General features: G+C 45.2%; 18 protein-coding genes. 11 read left to right on the top strand and 7 right to left on the bottom strand.

Going from position 1 to position 17,871, the window contains the following annotated elements:
• Nucleotides 1-54: 54 nt before the first annotated feature.
• Complete coding sequence (gene rimK, locus AB4167_RS08915; protein ID WP_004740040.1) at nt 55-960, top strand: 30S ribosomal protein S6--L-glutamate ligase; 906 nt, start codon at nt 55-57, stop codon at nt 958-960.
• A gap of 32 nt (nt 961-992) precedes the next feature.
• Nucleotides 993-1,421, top strand: coding sequence for a RimK/LysX family protein (locus AB4167_RS08920; RefSeq protein ID WP_004740039.1), 429 nt, complete (start codon nt 993-995; stop codon nt 1,419-1,421).
• 123 nt (nt 1,422-1,544) lie between these two features.
• Here AB4167_RS08920 and AB4167_RS08925 read toward each other — a convergent pair whose 3' ends face one another.
• Nucleotides 1,545-2,333 (bottom strand): MBL fold metallo-hydrolase, encoded by a 789-nt coding sequence (locus tag AB4167_RS08925; RefSeq protein WP_136979407.1) that lies wholly within the window; start codon nt 2,331-2,333, stop codon nt 1,545-1,547.
• A gap of 202 nt (nt 2,334-2,535) precedes the next feature.
• Between AB4167_RS08925 and AB4167_RS08930 the strand changes: the two genes are divergently transcribed.
• The 3 genes from AB4167_RS08930 to AB4167_RS08940 all read left to right on the top strand — a co-directional run bounded on the left by AB4167_RS08930 (nt 2,536) and on the right by AB4167_RS08940 (nt 4,967).
• Complete coding sequence (locus AB4167_RS08930; RefSeq protein WP_136981870.1) at nt 2,536-3,138, top strand: 2OG-Fe(II) oxygenase; 603 nt, start codon at nt 2,536-2,538, stop codon at nt 3,136-3,138.
• A gap of 211 nt (nt 3,139-3,349) precedes the next feature.
• Nucleotides 3,350-4,069 carry a glycerophosphodiester phosphodiesterase family protein gene (locus AB4167_RS08935; protein ID WP_372136416.1) on the top strand — a complete coding sequence of 240 codons (720 nt, stop codon included), beginning with the start codon at nt 3,350-3,352 and terminating at the stop codon, nt 4,067-4,069.
• A 160-nt stretch (nt 4,070-4,229) separates the two neighbouring features.
• Nucleotides 4,230-4,967 (top strand): sulfite exporter TauE/SafE family protein, encoded by a 738-nt coding sequence (locus AB4167_RS08940; protein WP_048617090.1) that lies wholly within the window; start codon nt 4,230-4,232, stop codon nt 4,965-4,967.
• Between the two features lie 104 nt (nt 4,968-5,071).
• Here AB4167_RS08940 and AB4167_RS08945 read toward each other — a convergent pair whose 3' ends face one another.
• Both AB4167_RS08945 and AB4167_RS08950 read right to left on the bottom strand, forming a co-directional pair.
• Complete coding sequence (locus tag AB4167_RS08945; RefSeq protein WP_017067270.1) at nt 5,072-5,845, bottom strand: murein L,D-transpeptidase family protein; 774 nt, start codon at nt 5,843-5,845, stop codon at nt 5,072-5,074.
• A gap of 2 nt (nt 5,846-5,847) precedes the next feature.
• Nucleotides 5,848-6,330, bottom strand: a complete 483-nt coding sequence (locus AB4167_RS08950) for an N-acetyltransferase family protein (RefSeq protein WP_372136417.1) — start codon at nt 6,328-6,330, stop codon at nt 5,848-5,850.
• A 219-nt stretch (nt 6,331-6,549) separates the two neighbouring features.
• Here AB4167_RS08950 and AB4167_RS08955 point away from each other — a divergent pair, with 219 nt between their 5' ends.
• From AB4167_RS08955 to grxB, 3 genes are all read left to right on the top strand, one after another.
• The gene (locus AB4167_RS08955) at nt 6,550-7,530 is read left to right on the top strand and encodes a Gfo/Idh/MocA family protein (RefSeq protein ID WP_017060561.1); all 981 of its coding nucleotides are present in this window, start codon (nt 6,550-6,552) and stop codon (nt 7,528-7,530) included.
• A 164-nt stretch (nt 7,531-7,694) separates the two neighbouring features.
• On the top strand, nt 7,695-7,853 hold the full coding sequence (locus AB4167_RS08960; RefSeq protein WP_004733064.1) for a hypothetical protein: 159 nt from the start codon (nt 7,695-7,697) through the stop codon (nt 7,851-7,853).
• 347 nt (nt 7,854-8,200) lie between these two features.
• Nucleotides 8,201-8,833 (top strand): glutaredoxin 2, encoded by a 633-nt coding sequence (grxB, locus tag AB4167_RS08965; protein WP_372136418.1) that lies wholly within the window; start codon nt 8,201-8,203, stop codon nt 8,831-8,833.
• A 159-nt stretch (nt 8,834-8,992) separates the two neighbouring features.
• Here grxB and AB4167_RS08970 read toward each other — a convergent pair whose 3' ends face one another.
• Entirely contained in the window at nt 8,993-9,826 is an 834-nt protein-coding gene (locus tag AB4167_RS08970; protein ID WP_017060559.1) for a pyruvate, water dikinase regulatory protein, read from the bottom strand.
• A 178-nt stretch (nt 9,827-10,004) separates the two neighbouring features.
• Here AB4167_RS08970 and ppsA point away from each other — a divergent pair, with 178 nt between their 5' ends.
• Complete coding sequence (ppsA, locus tag AB4167_RS08975; RefSeq protein WP_372136419.1) at nt 10,005-12,377, top strand: phosphoenolpyruvate synthase; 2,373 nt, start codon at nt 10,005-10,007, stop codon at nt 12,375-12,377.
• A gap of 103 nt (nt 12,378-12,480) precedes the next feature.
• Here the strand turns inward: ppsA and AB4167_RS08980 are convergent, their stop codons facing one another.
• The gene (locus AB4167_RS08980) at nt 12,481-13,272 is read right to left on the bottom strand and encodes a hypothetical protein (RefSeq protein WP_017064910.1); all 792 of its coding nucleotides are present in this window, start codon (nt 13,270-13,272) and stop codon (nt 12,481-12,483) included.
• Nucleotides 13,273-13,338: 66 nt separating this feature from the next.
• Nucleotides 13,339-14,694, bottom strand: a complete 1,356-nt coding sequence (locus AB4167_RS08985; RefSeq protein WP_108202781.1) for a serine hydrolase — start codon at nt 14,692-14,694, stop codon at nt 13,339-13,341.
• A 92-nt stretch (nt 14,695-14,786) separates the two neighbouring features.
• Here AB4167_RS08985 and AB4167_RS08990 point away from each other — a divergent pair, with 92 nt between their 5' ends.
• Nucleotides 14,787-15,761, top strand: a complete 975-nt coding sequence (locus AB4167_RS08990; protein WP_017071579.1) for an AraC family transcriptional regulator — start codon at nt 14,787-14,789, stop codon at nt 15,759-15,761.
• Nucleotides 15,762-16,023: 262 nt separating this feature from the next.
• Nucleotides 16,024-17,358, top strand: coding sequence for an MATE family efflux transporter (locus AB4167_RS08995; RefSeq protein WP_017069196.1), 1,335 nt, complete (start codon nt 16,024-16,026; stop codon nt 17,356-17,358).
• A 108-nt stretch (nt 17,359-17,466) separates the two neighbouring features.
• On the opposite strand, the gene AB4167_RS09000 is transcribed toward AB4167_RS08995, so the two are convergent.
• Nucleotides 17,467-17,700 carry a phosphonate metabolism protein gene (locus AB4167_RS09000; protein ID WP_372136420.1) on the bottom strand — a complete coding sequence of 78 codons (234 nt, stop codon included), beginning with the start codon at nt 17,698-17,700 and terminating at the stop codon, nt 17,467-17,469.
• Nucleotides 17,701-17,871 lie beyond the last annotated feature (171 nt).

Below are 17,871 nucleotides of genomic sequence, written 5' to 3' on the forward strand. Positions count from 1 at the left end.
GCTAACAACTAATTTATTTGCAGTTACCAATCAGGTATTAACTAAGGAAACGCCATGCGTATCGCAATTCTTTCTCGCAACGAAAATCTATACTCTACCGCTCGTCTAAAGCAGGCTGGAGAAGCACGTGGTCATCAGGTCGATGTTATCGACACGTTGCACTGTGATATAGATATCGCGAGTAACAATCCGAAGATTCGCTACATGGGTGAAGAGCTACCTCAATACGATGCTGTTATTCCACGTATTGGCGCTTCCATTACCTTTTACGGAACTGCGGTTGTTCGCCAATTTGAAATGATGGGCACTTTTTGTATCAATGAGTCAGTAGCAATCAGTCGCTCTCGCGACAAACTGCGCTCACTACAACTGTTGTCTCGTAAAGGTATTGGCTTACCAAAAACAGGTTTCGCTAGCCGCCCAGACAAGATTCAAGACCTGATCAAAAACGTAGGCGGCGCGCCACTTGTGATCAAGCTTCTTGAAGGCACTCAAGGTATCGGCGTTGTACTAGCAGAAACAAACAAAGCAGCAGAAAGCGTTATCGAAGCGTTCATGGGCCTAAAAGCGAACATCTTGGTTCAAGAGTTCATTGAAGAAGCAAATGGCGCAGACATCCGTTGTTTTGTTGTTGGCAACAAAGTAATTGCTGCAATGAAGCGTCAAGCTGGTGAAGGTGAATTCCGCTCTAACCTGCACCGTGGCGGCACTGCTCAGCTGGTTAAACTAACCAAAGAAGAGCGCGCAACAGCAATCAATGCAGCGAAAATCATGGGATTAAACCTATGTGGTGTAGATATCCTACAATCTAAGAACGGCCCAGTAGTAATGGAAGTAAACTCTTCTCCAGGCCTAGAAGGCATCGAGAAAGCAACGGGTAAAGATGTAGCAGACATGATTTTCGAATTCATCGAGAAGAATGCAAAACCAAACGCTAACCGTACTCGTGGCAAGGGCTGATTGAATACCGATAACTCATGATTGGAAAGAAAATGAACAATAAAATGATCATAGGGAATACCGAAGCACTTTGCTTACCAGAGTTAGGGATAACTGGACTACATACACGTGTTGATACAGGGGCTAAAACCTCTTCTCTACACGTAGACAATCTACTATGTGTTAAATCAAATGGTGAGAAATTCGTAGAGTTCGACCTTCATCCAGACGTTTATCACCTAGAAGAGACGGTGCGCTGCAAGGCGAAACTGAAAACAAGTAAGAAAATTAAATCATCTAACGGCGAAGTTGAACACCGTTGCGTGATTGAAACCATGCTAAGAATCGGTGGCCAACAATGGCCGATCGATATCACGCTAAGCAACCGTCAAGACATGACTTACATGATGTTGCTTGGACGTCAAGGCATGAGTGACAAAGTGATTGTTGACCCTGCGGGTGAATTCCTGCTGACTCACTAATCCGAGTCATCGTAACCGCTCCACAGGTTATAACTAAAGCTCGTCACAACGATATAAGGCCAGTCTCATGACTGGCCTTATTGCTTTCAATTCTTTAATTTCGAGCTGCCACTTTTGGCTGATCTATTTCTTAGATTTACCATGAGATTGAAAACCAAAACGCCAAATCGATAACAACAGTTTCTTGGCTTTGATTTTTGTTACCCGCCAATGTGTCACCGGTCTTCTTGGGGCGCTCATCAATAAGTGTTCAAAAGCTGTCTGACTAAAATCGACTTGTCCTCCATGCGCCACCAGCAAGGTATCAAGTTGCATGTCATAGATGCGCGATACTGACTCTCGGTACTTGTTAGGGTGAAAGATAGGGAAAGGCGGAATCAGCTTCTTTTTCACTTCCACCATGAGGTCTGCCACATAGGCAACGCTGTGAGATGGGCAATAAACCGAAAGATCTCTGTCAGTGTGCCCCGGCGTTTCCAAAACCAACCAATCATCAAAACCCGGAATGCTCTCACCATCCGACAGTTTGTAGTCCGGCTTTAACTTTCTTGAATACCACAAGTTCGCTTTCGGCTTTCCTAAGCGGTTTGCCATCCATCTTGCTAATGCTAGATCGGTCAAATGCATCAAGATACCATCGAAACCGTGATACCAATCCTTATCTCGGTTTGCTGCCACCAAGTTACAGCTCGTGAGCTTTCTGAGCTTGTGCGCTGCCCCTGCATGGTCAGGATGCATGTGTGTCACCACAACCGTGTGGAGATCAGAAAAATCACGCATAAGTTCGGTTTCAATGAAAGTCTTCAAATGCGGGATGTCGGCTCGACATGCGCCATCAAGCAACAGTAATTTGTCCGGATACTCCACCAAATACATGTCTTGGATATAGCCTTTAATGGTATGCAGTTGCAAACCCACTCCTTGTGATAATTCAACTGGTCAGACCTATACCATAGCAAACTCATATTTATTTGTAACAAATTTGTTAACTATAAAATCACATCAAAGTACCATGCTCTTCCGCTCTTTTATCGTGACGACAAAATACGTGATTTGTTGACCTGAGTTATTAGGACTATATATGCGCCTCTAATTTATTGTCTGAGTGCTATACATGAACCAACTAATCGATGCTCTTTCTACCCAAGGCTACTTTGTTTGGGATGACTTCTTAACGCATGAAGAAGTGGTGGCATTGAGGGATTGCATTCCAGAGAACTGGAAAAAGGCTAGGATTGGCCGTAACGATGAAGTAACGCGAGAGTCGACCATTCGTAGCGACAAAATTCAGTGGGTACACCGCGACATGGGTGAGCCTGCTTCTCTGTTCCTCGACAAAATGGAGCAGATTCGTTTAGAAGCAAACAAAGCGTTCTTTTTGGGTCTGTTCGAGTACGAAGCGCACTTTGCTAAATACGAAAAAGGCGACTTCTACCAAAAGCACTTAGACTGTTTCAAGGGCAATGAAAACCGCCGCCTGACCACTGTGTTCTATATGAATGATGAGTGGACAGAAGAAGACGCTGGTGAACTTGTGGTTTACGACCTAAAAGACAACCACATCACGACCATTCCACCAACGTCAGGCCGCTTATTTGTGTTCTTATCTGAACAGTTCCCACACGAGGTACTGCCGACAAACACAGAGCGATTCAGTATTGCAGGTTGGTTCCGTATCAACGGCGTGAAAGACAACCAACTCGATATCGCACACTAAAGCGAGGTTCGGGTCAAAGCCTCATCTCATCCAAAGCCTCTCCACTCGAGAGGCTTTTCCTCTTAGTACTGCTAGGAAAGTACTAAGAGGAAAATATCACTTTTATGAGCCGAATCCTGTGTAGAGACTCTTGCCCAGCAATTACTCTGGCGTATTCGGGAAAACTGATATTTAATAAATATTTACGATGCGCATTCAAGAAGGATTAATTATGTCGTCTATCATCGTAGGTCATCGGGGTGTAGCAGGTACTCACCCAGAAAATACCAAAGCAAGCATTGAACAAGCCGCTAAACTCGGCTTGAAATGGATTGAAGTAGATATTCAGCCAACTCAGGATGATCAACTTGTGGTTTGTCACGACCACACCCTTGAGCGCTGCAGCGATGGCAAGGGGCGTGTCGACGAACACACCCTTGCAGAACTGCGTCAGCTTGATTTTGGCAGTTGGAAGTCTGAGCAGTTCGCAGGTGAAAGAATATTAACGTTGGAAGAGTTGCTCGCGCTTGCTGAACAGCATGATCTCAGCGTGAATTTAGAGATCAAAGTCGACAGTCGACATCAAGCGCCTCATGTCGTTGATTTGCTGCATACCGAGTTGATTCGTTCAAATCTAGACACCGACAGAGTTCTGCTTTCAAGTTTCAGCCATCAAGTCGTTTCTGAAATGGCTCGTCACCTGCCGAGATACCGCGTAGGTCTGATCACAGAGCAACTGACTCAAGCCGACTTGATGTTGATTGACGAGGTTAAAGCGTTCAGCTGTCACATGAACTACGAGCATGTGAATCAGAGCGATCTTGATACACTCAGTGAAGCAAACATCCAAACATGGTGCTACACAGTAAACGATCCGTCTCACTTCAAATTCATCTCAAAAGTAGATGCCGTATTCACTGATTTTCCGAATCAATTTACCTCTATGAATTGACCAAACAAATACCGCAAAAACAACCCCGAGAGACTTTAAAATTAACTCTCGGGAAACCTTAAAATTAGGTAGCAAACACAAGTGAGTAGGAGTACATTCCGCTACTCACTTGGTTTCATTAGCTCGCTCCATTTAGACAGCTTCATTGGTTACTTAATTTATGGATCTCATTTTTAGTCCAACCTTCCCAATTTTGGGTGCAATCTTCATTTTCGCCGCTATTGTTCGTGGCTTCTCAGGTTTCGGTTTCACCTTAGTGGCATTGCCATTAAGTGCGTTATTCGCGCCAGTTATCGAACTGGTTCCCGTCTTCATGTTGATCGATCTCCTAGGCAATGTTCAATTACTGCCTAAAGTTCGAAAGCACGTTAACTGGCGCTGGGTTTTAAAGGTGTTTATCCCTTGTTTTGCCTTCACACCAGTCGGCTTACTTCTGCTTAAATCCGTTAGCCAAGACACGATCATCTTGATCATCAGTGCCTTCATTTTTGCGTCTGCGCTTATGATCTATAAAGGCTTCCAGTACAAAAGCGAACCTAGATTTGCTCCCTATATTCTAGGCAGCCTTGCAGGTGTAATGAACGGCGCGGCTTCGATGTCAGGGCCTCCAATTGGCACTCATGCATTGGCAAGCCCAGTTGCTCCGCACATTGCTAGAGCAGGCCTGATTGCCTTCTTTGTCTTGGCGGATTCCACTGCATTTGTTTCGGCATCTATCGCTGGGTTAGTCGACCGCGATGTAGTTTGGCTGACTCTCGCGCTTCTACCAAGCAGCATGTTTGGCGGTTATGTGGGTTCTAAACTGTTCGAAAGATTTGGTGGAGCGAAGTTTAAGCCAGTCACCATTGCATTGCTGATTGTGATTGCAATATTCAGTGCAGGTCGAGTCTTACTGTAACGGCTTTAGCGTTTAATTTTGGACGTTGCTTTTACGAATTGGTTTCGCGAATTGATTGCGCTAATTGACTGCGGAAAGTGATTAAGAAAACTGGGTACCAATGACTACCATTCGATATGGATAGGGGTACCCATTTTTACAAGTTGGAGAAACTCATCCATATCTTGATTGGTTAACGCGATACAGCCATCCGTCCAATCAAAACTTTGAATAAAGCTCGGCGAACGACGCTCGCCGTTTTTGATGCCATGGATTTTGATGTTTCCTCCAGGATCTACATCATTTTGCTCTGCCCATTGCATATCCGAAGGTTGCGGATAGTTAATATGTACTGAGCGATAAAAGTCCGACTCTTCCATCACATAATCGAGCTGGTATTCCCCTTCCGGCGTTCGGTTGTCCCCTTCAAAGCGTTTATGCCCTTTCGGTTGTTTGCCTAGCGCAATACGAAACTCCTGAATCACCTCTTCACCTTTTAGCAGATACATCCTACGTTTCGATTTATCGACTTTAACTAACGTAACCACTTGCGACAGCGAATCTATCTCAGATGCGCTATCCGGTACGTTGTAAAACTGTCGAGAGGAACTTTGAGGTGGACGTTTCGATGACCCTTGAGAAAGCTGAGCTACCTTTTCATCAGGGCTACTGTTAAGAACATCATCCACAATAATCACATGCTCGGAGTTTGAGCTCGTGGAAGAGGTTGAGTTAGATGAAGACGTTGAGACACGTTGAGAATGAGCCGGTGCAGACTCGAATACGATGGTTTCGATAGCGGTCGCGTCAGAGACTATTTTCTCGACCACGACTTGCTCAGCATTCGCGTTCGAAGCCACAAACAGTAAACACAGTGATAAAGGCAGAAACAGACGCACCTTTAGATCTCCTCAAAACGCATGGACATGGTTCGTGACTGAGTTTCCATTCCTAACGACTCATAGAAACCCTGAGCTTGTTGGTTAAACTCCATTACCTCCAACCTAAGTTCTATCGCTCCTCTCGCCTGCGCCCATTGATTAAAAGACTTCATTAACGCTCGACCAGCACCTTTGCTCTGAACCTGATCGTTCACCACAATCGTATTGACACTTGCCACCTTGTGCGGCTGAATAAAACTGACGCCTTTGTTCTGCGTTACCTTACCCGCTAAAAAGCCAACGACTTGCTTGTCGTCTACTGCAACCAAGAAAGCGCCAAGTGGGTCAAGCATCAAACCTAACCAATACTCTTCACTGTCGGCCAAGCCTTGTGACGCTGGTGCAAATACCATAGGCGCACCAAGATGATGTTGACGGTTTATCTGCTCAGAGAGCGCTAAGATCGCGTTAATATCAGTTACCTTGGCCGTCCGGATTTGCATATCATCACCTTGTTTGAATTCAATAACACCTTAGCAAAAATGGCTTAGTTGTGCACCGTTACACTGGTCAACTCAGACGCTCTGTGAAGGCTGAACATTAATATTAGGCACTATGTTTAGGGAAATTGTTCCGTAAATCTCAGGCACATTGCCAGCCGTTGAGTGCTACTATCTCTGCAGAATCAATATACTAACGACGACTAACGACTGGATACCTATATGATTAAGTTTGCTGTAATTGGAACCAATTGGATTACACAAAAGTTTGTTCAAGCTGCGCACGAATCTCAATCGATGCAACTTGCTGCGGTTTACTCTCGAAATCTAGACAGCGCGGCACAGTTCGCCCAAGAATTTGACGTTGAAACCACGTATGACTCACTCGACGCATTGGCCAATGACAACACTGTAGAAGCCGTGTACATCGCTTCCCCTAACTCACTGCATTGCGAGCAATCTATCTTCATGATGGAACACGGCAAGCATGTTATCTGTGAAAAGCCGGTTGCATCAAATATTGATGAAGCAACACGCATGTTCGAAGTCGCTGAGAAAAACGGTGTGGTGCTGTTTGAGGCGTATAAATCTCAATTCCTACCGAACTTTAAGCAAGTTCAACTTGGGTTAGAAAAGATTGGCAAGGTACATAAAGCACACATCAACTACTGCCAGTATTCATCGCGCTACCAAAAATACCTAAACGGCGAGAACCCAAATACCTTCAACCCAGCTTTTTCTAACGGCTCATTGGTCGATATTGGCTTTTACTGTGTTGCCGCGACAGTCGCGCTATTTGGCAAACCTGAAAACGCACAGGCTTCTGCAAAGCTACTTGATTCAGGTGTCGATGCTCATGGCTGTGCGATCTTCCAATACCCTGAGTTTGATGTGACCCTTGCGCACTCCAAAGTCAGCGACTCTTATGCGCCAAGCGAGATCCAAGGTGAATTAGGGGCGATCATCATCGATCACATCGCTGAATGTACTGACGTTAAGATCCGCTACCGCGATGGCACGGTAGAAAACCTTACTCAAGCACAAAGCGAAAACTCCATGAGTTACGAAGCGCAGGCCTTTGCTAGCTGCATTGCTGGCGACAACGCAACACAAGCGCAGGCCCAACTGCGCGCTTTAACGGTTGCGAAGTTAATTACAGAGATGCGCCAACAAGTTGGTGTAGTGTATCCAGCGGATAAATAACGTCACAGCGTAAGTTAACAAACTGATTTTTAATACATAATTATTTATACATAACTGAATTTAATCTTTACGACAAATAACCGGATTAGTTGATTAAGGTCCCATCTGTTTAAATCCGCGTTCGATATCTATCGTATTTATTTAATTTATTGAAGGTGTGTAAAGTGTTTTCAGTTGATGATCGCGTTGTAGCAACAAAAGGTGTTGAACTAGGTGAAATGGTAGTAACTGGCCTAAGTGCTGGTGGCGGCTACGTTCACGTTACAACGGTAGAAGGCGCAATGACGCTTACTTACCCAGCGCAAGATCTTAAAAAAGCATAGTTTAACCACTCTGCCCTTTTAGTAGTCACTCTACTAAAGGTAACAAAATTGAGGCTTTGGCTGACTTCACTCTTCTGCATTAGAGTAAGCAGCCAGAGCCTTTTTTATGCCCGTCATTTACCCACCAGCTTTCTCATTAGCTTACTCGTTACAATAAAACCGCACTCAACTGACAATAGAATTAGGCAACGAGTTTCTACACTAGGTGCTTATTCTCATCGTTCTCTTGATATTCCCGTGCACTTAATCGCAGTGAATAGTTCTTGTTAACAAAGGCTTATTGTCTGCGAAAGTTTCTGGTACATTAGCATCATCTTATACTAAGAAAGACCCGAATGAGGGAAGCTATGAAGCTTTACATTTACGATCACTGCCCTTTCTGTGCAAGAGTCTCCTACATTGCTCAATCGCTAGGCTTGAACATTGAGCTTGTTTCTGTCGATTATGATGATGCCCAAACCCTTATCGATCTGATCGGTAAAAAGATGGTACCCGTCTTACAAAAAGACGATGGCTCTATCATGGCAGAGAGCCTAGATATCATCGCGTACTTCATGGACTTGAAATCAAGCGATGAGCAGCGTGTGCCATCTGAGCAAGTGACTGTGTTCCAAACTCGCGCATTCCCTCTTACTCAACAGATTGGACGCCCACGTTGGTGGAACCTCGACTTGGCTGAATATCGCTCTGCTGGAGCCAAAGAAGCTTGGCGTGCCAGTAAAGAGACCGAAGGTTTTAACTTTGAAGAACTGTTAGAAAAGACGTCTCAGTTCGTTCAACTGATTAACCCATTACTGAAAGATGCCGAACTCTTACTGGATCTAGAGAATGGTGAGTCATCACTGCCTCTAGTCGATCAAGCGGTGTATTTCTCGATGCTTCGTGGCTTTTGCGTAGAACCAAGCATCACATGGCCACCAGCACTTGAACGCTGGTTAGAAAAGAAAAGTGAAACGCTAAAGCTGTCTTTACTTCGCTAGAAAGCTATCTCGATTAAGAAAGCAAGCTCTGATTAAGAAAACAAGCTCTGACTCGCAAGCGACTACAACGAGCACAAACAAAAAATCGAAGCTCTCAGGTGTAAACTGCGAGCTTCGATTTTCTTTTATCTGGCCATTCTATTTCTCTAAGGCTTTGTCTTACAGCAGACGCCTTCTCAAACCTGTTCGCTCCAAGATTCGTGTCGAAATTTCTTCAACCGATAGTGAAGAGGTGTTGATGTAAGGTATCGCTTCTCGACGGAACATCGCCTCTACCGTTTGCAATTCATACAAACATTGTGAGTCACTGGCGTATTCGCTGCCTGCTAAGCGGTTCTCACGAATTTCAGTGAGCCTTTCTGCATCAATGGTCAAACCAAACAGCTTATGTCGGTAAATCTCAAACTCTGGCAACAGCTTTAAGCGTGCCAAGTCATCGTGGATAAATGGGTAGTTTGCTACGCGTAAGCCAAACTGCATCGCCATATACAAACTTGTTGGTGTTTTGCCACTTCGAGAAACACCCAACAAGATGATGTCGGCTTCTTCCAGCCCTTTTAGCGTGATGCCATCATCATGCGCGAGCGTGTACTCAATCGCAGCAATACGGTCGAAATACTTCACCGAGTCCTTGTTTACACTGCGTGAGCGCTGCAACTTAGGAACAGGCGCCATCTGAATGTCATCCTGTACTTTCTGCACGATGCTCTCTAACACGTCATAACAGTGCGCGGGCGCTTCTAGCAATTTGGTTTTGATATCAGGTATCACAATCGAAAAGAACACTAGCGGTTCTAATCCGGTATCACGATACGAAATTTCAATCTCTTTTAATAAATCAGAAAGTTTGTCCTCACTTTCCACAAACGGAAAGGTTTTTTCATTGGCTTTAAAAGGGAATTGACCTAGAACAACATGCCCTAAAGTCTCACATGTTATGGCCGTTCCATCAGAAACATAGAATACATCACGACTTTGAATATCAATTTGCATTTTTTATTTAATGTTTAAAATTATTTTGAGTAGGATGGTAACCATAATATAGATAATAAAACCCTGCTGACTATTACGTCCCCCACAGCTTTAGAAAATAATTTACATTTTTTTAAACTGACACGTAATCGTTTGCCTTTAAATCCCTACAATGCTTGCTATGTTTCTGGAGAAATAAATGCAAAATAATACCCTATGGTTCAATGGCCTATCCATGGAAGATGTCGACAAAGTCGGCGGTAAGAACGCCTCACTGGGCGAGATGGTTTCTAACCTGTCCAATGCTGGTGTTTCTGTACCTAATGGTTTTGCTACCACCTCTTATGCGTTTAACGACTTTCTTGACTACAAAGGTCTTGATGAGCGCATCCACCAACTACTTGATGAACTTGATGTTGAAGACGTTGACGCACTGCGTAAGACAGGTGCAACGATTCGACAATGGGTTCTAGACGCACCCTTCCCAGAATCACTAGAGCAAGACATCCGTGATAACTACCGCGAGCTAATCGAAGACAACGAAGAATTGTCTGTAGCTGTGCGTTCATCTGCAACCGCAGAAGACCTTCCAGATGCTTCATTCGCAGGCCAGCAAGAGACCTTCCTTAACGTGAAAGGTATCGACGCGGTACTCGAAGCAACCAAGCACGTTTACGCGTCTCTGTTTAACGACCGAGCTATCTCTTACCGTGTACACCAAGGCTTTGACCACCGTGGCATTTCATTGTCTGCGGGTATTCAACGCATGGTTCGCTCAGACAAAGCCTCTTCAGGTGTGATGTTTACGCTTGATACTGAGTCAGGCTTCGACCAAGTCGTGTTCATCACTTCTTCTTGGGGTCTTGGCGAAATGGTTGTACAGGGCGCAGTGAACCCAGATGAGTTCTACGTGCACAAGCCAATGTTAGAAGCAGGCCACCAGCCTATCGTGAAGAAGACCTTTGGTTCTAAGTTGATCAAGATGATCTACTCGACCAATCAAGAGATCGGTAAGCAAGTCGACATCATTGATACTGACGAGCAAGAGCGTAACCAGTTCTCACTGAACGATGAAGAGATCAAAGAGTTAGCAAAACAAGCGATGATCATCGAGAAGCACTACCAACGTCCGATGGACATCGAGTGGGCGAAAGATGGTATCGACGGCAAGCTATACATTGTTCAAGCTCGCCCAGAAACCGTATGTTCTCAAAGCGATCAAAACGTTATCGAGCGTTACGAGCTAAACAATAAGGCGGATGTCTTGGTTGAAGGCCGCGCTATCGGTCAGCGTATCGGCTCTGGCCCTGTTCGCTTGGTTGATTCTCTAGACCAAATGTCACTGGTTCAAGAAGGCGACGTGCTGGTAACTGACATGACAGACCCTGATTGGGAACCTGTGATGAAGAAAGCGTCTGCGATTGTGACTAACCGTGGTGGCCGTACTTGTCACGCTGCGATCATTGCTCGTGAGCTAGGCATTCCAGCAATCGTTGGTTGTGGCAGCGCAACAAGCAGCCTAAACGATGGCGATACCGTGACAGTGTCATGTTCAGAAGGCGAAACAGGTTACGTTTACAACGGCGAACTCGACTTTGAAATCAAACGTTCTGAGGTTGATGAGCTACCAATGCTACCGACTAAAGTGATGATGAACGTGGGTAACCCAGATCGTGCTTTCGATTTCGCGCAGATTCCAAACGAAGGCGTCGGCCTTGCTCGTCTAGAGTTCATCATCAACAAGATGATCGGTATTCACCCGAAAGCACTGCTCAACTTTGACGCACAGTCTGATGAGCTTAAAGCTGAAATCACACAGCGTATTCGTGGTTACAAAGATCCTATCGATTTCTACGTAGGCAAACTAACAGAGGGCATCGCGACCATCGCTTCTGCATTCTGGCCTAAGCGTGTGATCGTACGTATGTCTGACTTTAAGTCGAATGAGTACAGCAACCTTGTAGGCGGCAAAACATTTGAACCACATGAAGAGAACCCAATGCTGGGCTTCCGTGGTGCATCTCGTTACATCTCACCAGTATTCGAAGACTGTTTCGAGCTAGAAACTCAAGCGATCAAACGTGTTCGTAACGAGATGGGTCTTAAGAACATTGAAATCATGATTCCATTCGTTCGCACGCCAAGCGAAGCAGCATCGGTTATCGACATTCTGGCTAAGTTCGACCTTCGCCGTGGCGACCAAGGTCTGAAAGTGATCATGATGTGTGAGCTACCATCGAACGCAATTTTGGCTGATGAGTTCTTGAAGTACTTCGATGGCTTCTCTATCGGTTCAAACGACATGACACAGCTGACGCTTGGCCTAGACCGAGATTCAGGTGACGTGGCACACCTATTCGATGAGCGTAACCCAGCCGTGAAAGCAATGCTGAAAATGGCGATCGATGCAGCAACCAAAGCGGGTAAATACGTGGGCATTTGTGGCCAAGGCCCATCTGACCATGACGACCTAGCAGAGTGGTTAATGGAGCAAGGCATCAGCTCTGTTTCACTAAACCCGGATACGGTTATCGATACGTGGTTGAAGCTAGGTAACGTTGCTAATAAATAAGTAAATAAGTAAATAAGTAACGCTTCACGCGGTACCTTAACGACAAAAGCCAGTCACGTTGACTGGCTTTTTTAGGTTCTTTCCAAATTAGCTGGCTAGAGCGCTAGAAGTAGTATCTCACACCAACCCAAGCTTCGGTTTGCCAACCATTCGGCATTGACACACCTTTCACATCAACATCCGCTTTGGTAATGTCATAGCGCGTATTCAACCACCAAGTTCTTGCAGTGTTCATCGGCACATTTAACGATGTTTTAAATGAGAAGTTTTGCATGTCGATATCATCACCAGAAAGATCTTGCCACTCAGGAACCAAAGACACATAAGCGCCAGAGTCACCGAGATGCTTCGCGGTAATCAAACCAAGCGAGTATCCCGTTAAATCATCTTTAGATGAAGTGACGCCAGGGATCTCCATACTACCAGTCATCAGTCCTGCTCTTGGAAATACCAGGAATCCACCGGTATAAGCTGGATTAATCGCAACAACACCGCCAACCGACAATAAGTCATTTTTAATACTGTTGCGCGTATTAATATAATCTAATGAAAGACCCACTTTAGGCGTAGCTTTCGTCCCCGTTTCAAAGACGTGGAAGTACTGAATTCTAGAGTTGCTGTACTCTGTACCGAATTTGTCTGGATCGCGAAGCGCTGTGTTGCTTTCATCGACAAACGTCCCTTCGGCCAGTAGGGCAAACTGCTGACCGTTTTCTAAACCGCCAGAAACTTGCCCTTGAAATTGGATATCTGAACTACCATTCAGCATCAATGCAGCTTGAGTATAAACTTTAGTGACATCAGCAGGATCGATAACACGTTCGGAATCTGAATCGGCATGTGCAGGAAGGGCTAGACCTAAACTCAACGGGATTAATAGAGCAAACTTTTTCATTATATCTCTCGAAAGTCGTTTGCTTCCTCCTTGAAGCCTGGAACATCCTGTTAGGTAATAAATAGATTACTTGTCAGCAAGTAGTTTTGCTGCCGAACGCATTAGTGCAGGGCCTTTATTCTCACCAAAACCTGAGTGGTATGGGTTGGTTGAGAACATCACACCCACAAAGTCACGCGCCGGATCGATGTAAATAAATTGGCCTAGGTTGCCGCTTTTCGACATCGCACCATCGTTGAAAATGAAATCAAACTGGTATGCGTTGTAGTCTGCTTTTTCGTTGTATGCGTGCAGTGAACTGCTCTCTTTGCTAGTACCTACGAATGCTTTTGGATCACCGCCGTTGCGGATACGATCAATCACAGCTTGTGACACCACTGGCTCATCAGCCACCGCTTTCCAGCTAGGTGTAAATAGTGTTCCCCAGCGAGCCATATCTTCTACCGTTGATGAAACCAAGCCAACCGCGATCGCCATGCCATCTGGCGTCAAGTTGAATTGCATTGGTTGACGTGCGTGCACTTTTGACCAAACACGATCTTCGAATACTTGAGTCCAAGTTTTGTTTTCAACGTTTTCAACTAACTTAGTCAGCACCATGGTGTTGATAGATGCATAACGGAAGTGGTCCCCTGCTTGTTCACCTTCCAGTTTCTGTGCACCTTGAGCCACTTCCATCCAAGTTTCCATTTCACCCGTTTTTGCACGAGGTGAGTTGAACGATGCCGCGAAGAAGCGCACCACATCAGAGTCTGGGTTCAAGATAGACTCTAATGTCTCTTCATTGTCTAGAGCGGTCGACATGTTCAGAACTTGGTGTACTGTGATGCCATCCCAGTTCGTTCCTTTCAATTCAGAAACATACTCAGCGATCTCTTTTTCAGGGTCGACTTTGCCCTCTTCCACTAACATTGCGATCACTGTGCCAACCGTCGTTTTTGCTGTAGATGCCCAAACGTGCGTATCTGTCGGCTTCATACCTGGGTAAGCTTCGTAAACGATCTCCCCTTTGTGAATCAACATAAAGCCTTGGGTACGGAACTGTTCATCCGCCAAGTACTCATCCATTGTCAACTGACCTTTGCTTTCAGTATCAACTTTCAGTGCAGCGAGTCGTGGGTCGATATTTTTGACTAAAGGCTTATACTCTTCGTTTGGAGCCGCCAGTGCCGTTGGTAGAAACTCACTCATGTGCATGTTGTAGTAAACGCTGTGGTCGCCGCCCATCTGCCAATGAAAGTTATTGAATAACTCACGAGCTGAGTCAGTAAAACTTGGGGTAAATGCTGTGCTCGCCTCTTTCACGGTCAAGGTAACTTGAGCACCTTCAACTTTCAGAGCTTCTTCAACTGGGTTTGCTGCAAGAGCAAATGATGATGCGGTCGCTAACGATACTAGAACGGCATTGTGTTTAAGTTTCATAATTGTTCTCCTGTTTGGGTTAGGAAAAGTATAGGGAGATGCGCTACACTTAATTAGGTCACTTGATGACATTTAATGGTAGGCACAAAACAATGAAAGCATCATCGAACACCACCAGCATACTGCTCACTTCGACCAGTAACATTGCTCCATATATTCAGTATTGTGACAAACATAGACTGGATTGGCGCACCGTCGCCGTTGCGTGCGGTCTACCCATTGAACTGACACAATCCAATCAATGGCTTCCTACACAAGACGTGATTCGCTTCATTCATGGCCTTGAGCGTAAGTTTGGCTATTCGATAGGGATTGAGGTTGGACGTAAGGCCTCTCTAGAGCAATTGTCACCTGAGCTAGACCGAAAAATTGAACAATGCACTTCTCTCGAGCAAGCGGTACGCTGCTTGATTACTGAAATATCGACCTTAAGTAATCACGTCACCATATGGACGGAAAAAAGCGATGGATTGTGGTGGCTGTGTCATCGAAGTTGCTATCACCCATCGACCTCAGGTTTTGAACAAGCAGAATGGTTTCGCGCCCTGACCGTGATTAGCCTATGCCGTAAGTTCATTGACAGTCGCTGGCAACCATCGCACGCCAAGTTGGTCTCTAAGAACAACAGCGCACGTAAATTACCTAAGCATTTCTTTGATTCTGATATTCAGTTTGAAGAGCAATACGGTGCGTTCTCGATTCCGCTGCCCGATGATTATCGTGCCATTTCAGAACGAAATAGTACCCAAGATTGGCATCACGCTGTCGAGATATTAATAGACACCTATGCGACTCTACCTTGGTTCAATATTGAGTGGTTTGCGACCATGCTCGGCATGACAAAACGAACGCTGCAGAGAAACCTGAAGAGCAAAAACATTCTCTTTAAACAAGCCAAAGAACAAGTTCGGGAAGCTAAAGCAAAACAGCTACTTGAAGAGACTAACCTTTCTGTTCAAGACATCAGTTGGCAAGTGGGTTACAGCGACTTGAGTAATTTCAATCGTGCATTCAAAGGTTGGGTTGGAGTCACGCCACCAAGTTATCGGGATAAAGCGAAACATTAGAAATAGTCGAATGGAAAACCTTTAGACCCAATCCGCTAATATAAAACTCAGAAACAAGATACGACACCTTAAATTTCAATAAGCGAACGCATAAAGTTGCATTGCACAATGCTCACATACCGATGAAACTGTGCAAAGGTAATATCGATAGATTTAATGACATTTATTGGTATCGAGCTAACGTTACGTTATCCTTTACGCAATTCTTCATTGAATGGATTGTCACTACGACAAACCTACCTTCAAGACTGATAAGAGTGTTATGAATTCTACGACCGCAACTCCCTCGCCTTCTCTTGGCCGACAACTCTATACAATGACATGGCCAATGCTGTTTGGGGTGCTCTCCCTGATGAGCTTCCAACTTGTAGACAGTGCTTTTATTGGCCAGTTAGGCGTACTGCCGCTCGCGGTTCAAGGCTTCACGCTACCAATTCAGATGATCATTATCGGGATTCAAGTCGGACTAGGCATCGCGACAACGGCTGTGATCGCGAGAGCTATTGGGGCTAACGAGATACGCTATGCCAAACAGCTCGGCGGATTAGTCGTTGCGATGGGCAGTGTGAGTGTCGCGCTGTTCTCGGTCATCATCTATCTGTTGCGTGGTCCTATTTTACAACTCCTCGATGCACCACCGACGGTACTGCCGATCATTGATTATTACTGGATCTATTGGCTGGTAAGCTCTTGGACAGGCGCACTGCTCTACTTTTTCTACAGTGTGTGTCGTGCCAATGGTAATACCATGCTGCCCGGTTCGATGATGATCGCGACCAGCATCATCAACTTGATATTGGACCCGATTTTCATATTCACGCTCGACATGGGCATCAACGGAGCCGCGATTGCGACCATCTTGGCGTTCGGTGCGGGTATCTTTATCGTTGCTCCTAAGGTAACTAAGAAGCATTGGATGACATTCGACTGGCACGACCTTGATATCGGCAAGAGTATTCGTTCTATAGGAAACATCATGGGGCCTGCGATGATCAGTCAGCTACTGCCACCAGTCTCTTCGATGCTCGCCACCAAACTGCTTGCAGGCTACGGCACAGCAGCCGTTGCAGCTTGGGCGCTAGGTTCACGTTTTGAGTTCTTTTCGATTGTTGCAGTACTTGCTCTGACTATGTCGATGCCACCTATGATTGGCCGAATGTTGGGAGAAAAGAACCTAGGGAACATACGTAGTCTTGTGAAGATTGCCGTGATGTTTGTATTAGGATTCCAATTGGTGATCGCACTGGTAACTTGGATGTTCTCTGGCGGGTTGGCAAATCTCATGACCAGCGAAGACGAAGTCTCGACCATTTTGAACTACCACTTACTTATCGTTCCTATCAGTTTAGGGCCGTTGGGTATCTGTATGCTGATGGTTTCTATCTCGAATGCGCTTGGTAAGTCTTATACTGCCTTAACGATATCAGCACTGCGCCTGTTCGCCTTCTTCTTGCCTTGCTTGTGGATTGGTTCGCAGCTTGCTGGTATTGAAGGCCTGTTCTGGGGTGCCATGGTGGGTAATGTGCTTGCCGGTACATGTGCTTGGTTTATGTACCAACGCGCACTTGGGCAAGTCGAGGCTAAACTTTCTAATTAATCAGTTAGCGAACTAAACGGCTTGCCAGCTAAACCGCTATAAAGTTATTAAACGAAAAAGCAGCCACTTAGGCTGCTTTTTTAGTTTCAGACTTAAAATATATTGGGGTTAGACTTGCTCAAAGTAAGCCAAAAACTCACCGCAATCTTTTTGGAATGGTGGCAATATTTCTGCTAGTGTTTCATCATCCCAATGCCACCATTCAAAGCTTTCTAATCGCTCGGCATAGCTAGGAGCATCAAACCGAGGACGCAGTTGCCAAACGCAATCGAGTGTGGCGGTACGCCTTAAGCAGCGGTTGCCAACGAAAACAATCAAGCAGTTCAGGCCCTGCATCAACATAAATGAGTTAATCATTCCATTGTATCAAAGTACTTCACCAGCCTAAAACTGCAGTACTTCAGTTTCATTCGGGACCATTTTAAAAGGAAGTTATACCAATTAAAGTAAAAATGTGATCTAATTAAGATTGATGAATTATTGTGAAATTTAGCCATGGATAGCCTTAATAAC

This window comes from Vibrio sp. 10N.286.49.E11 (genome assembly GCF_041469505.1).
Lineage (GTDB): Bacteria > Pseudomonadota > Gammaproteobacteria > Enterobacterales > Vibrionaceae > Vibrio > Vibrio crassostreae_C.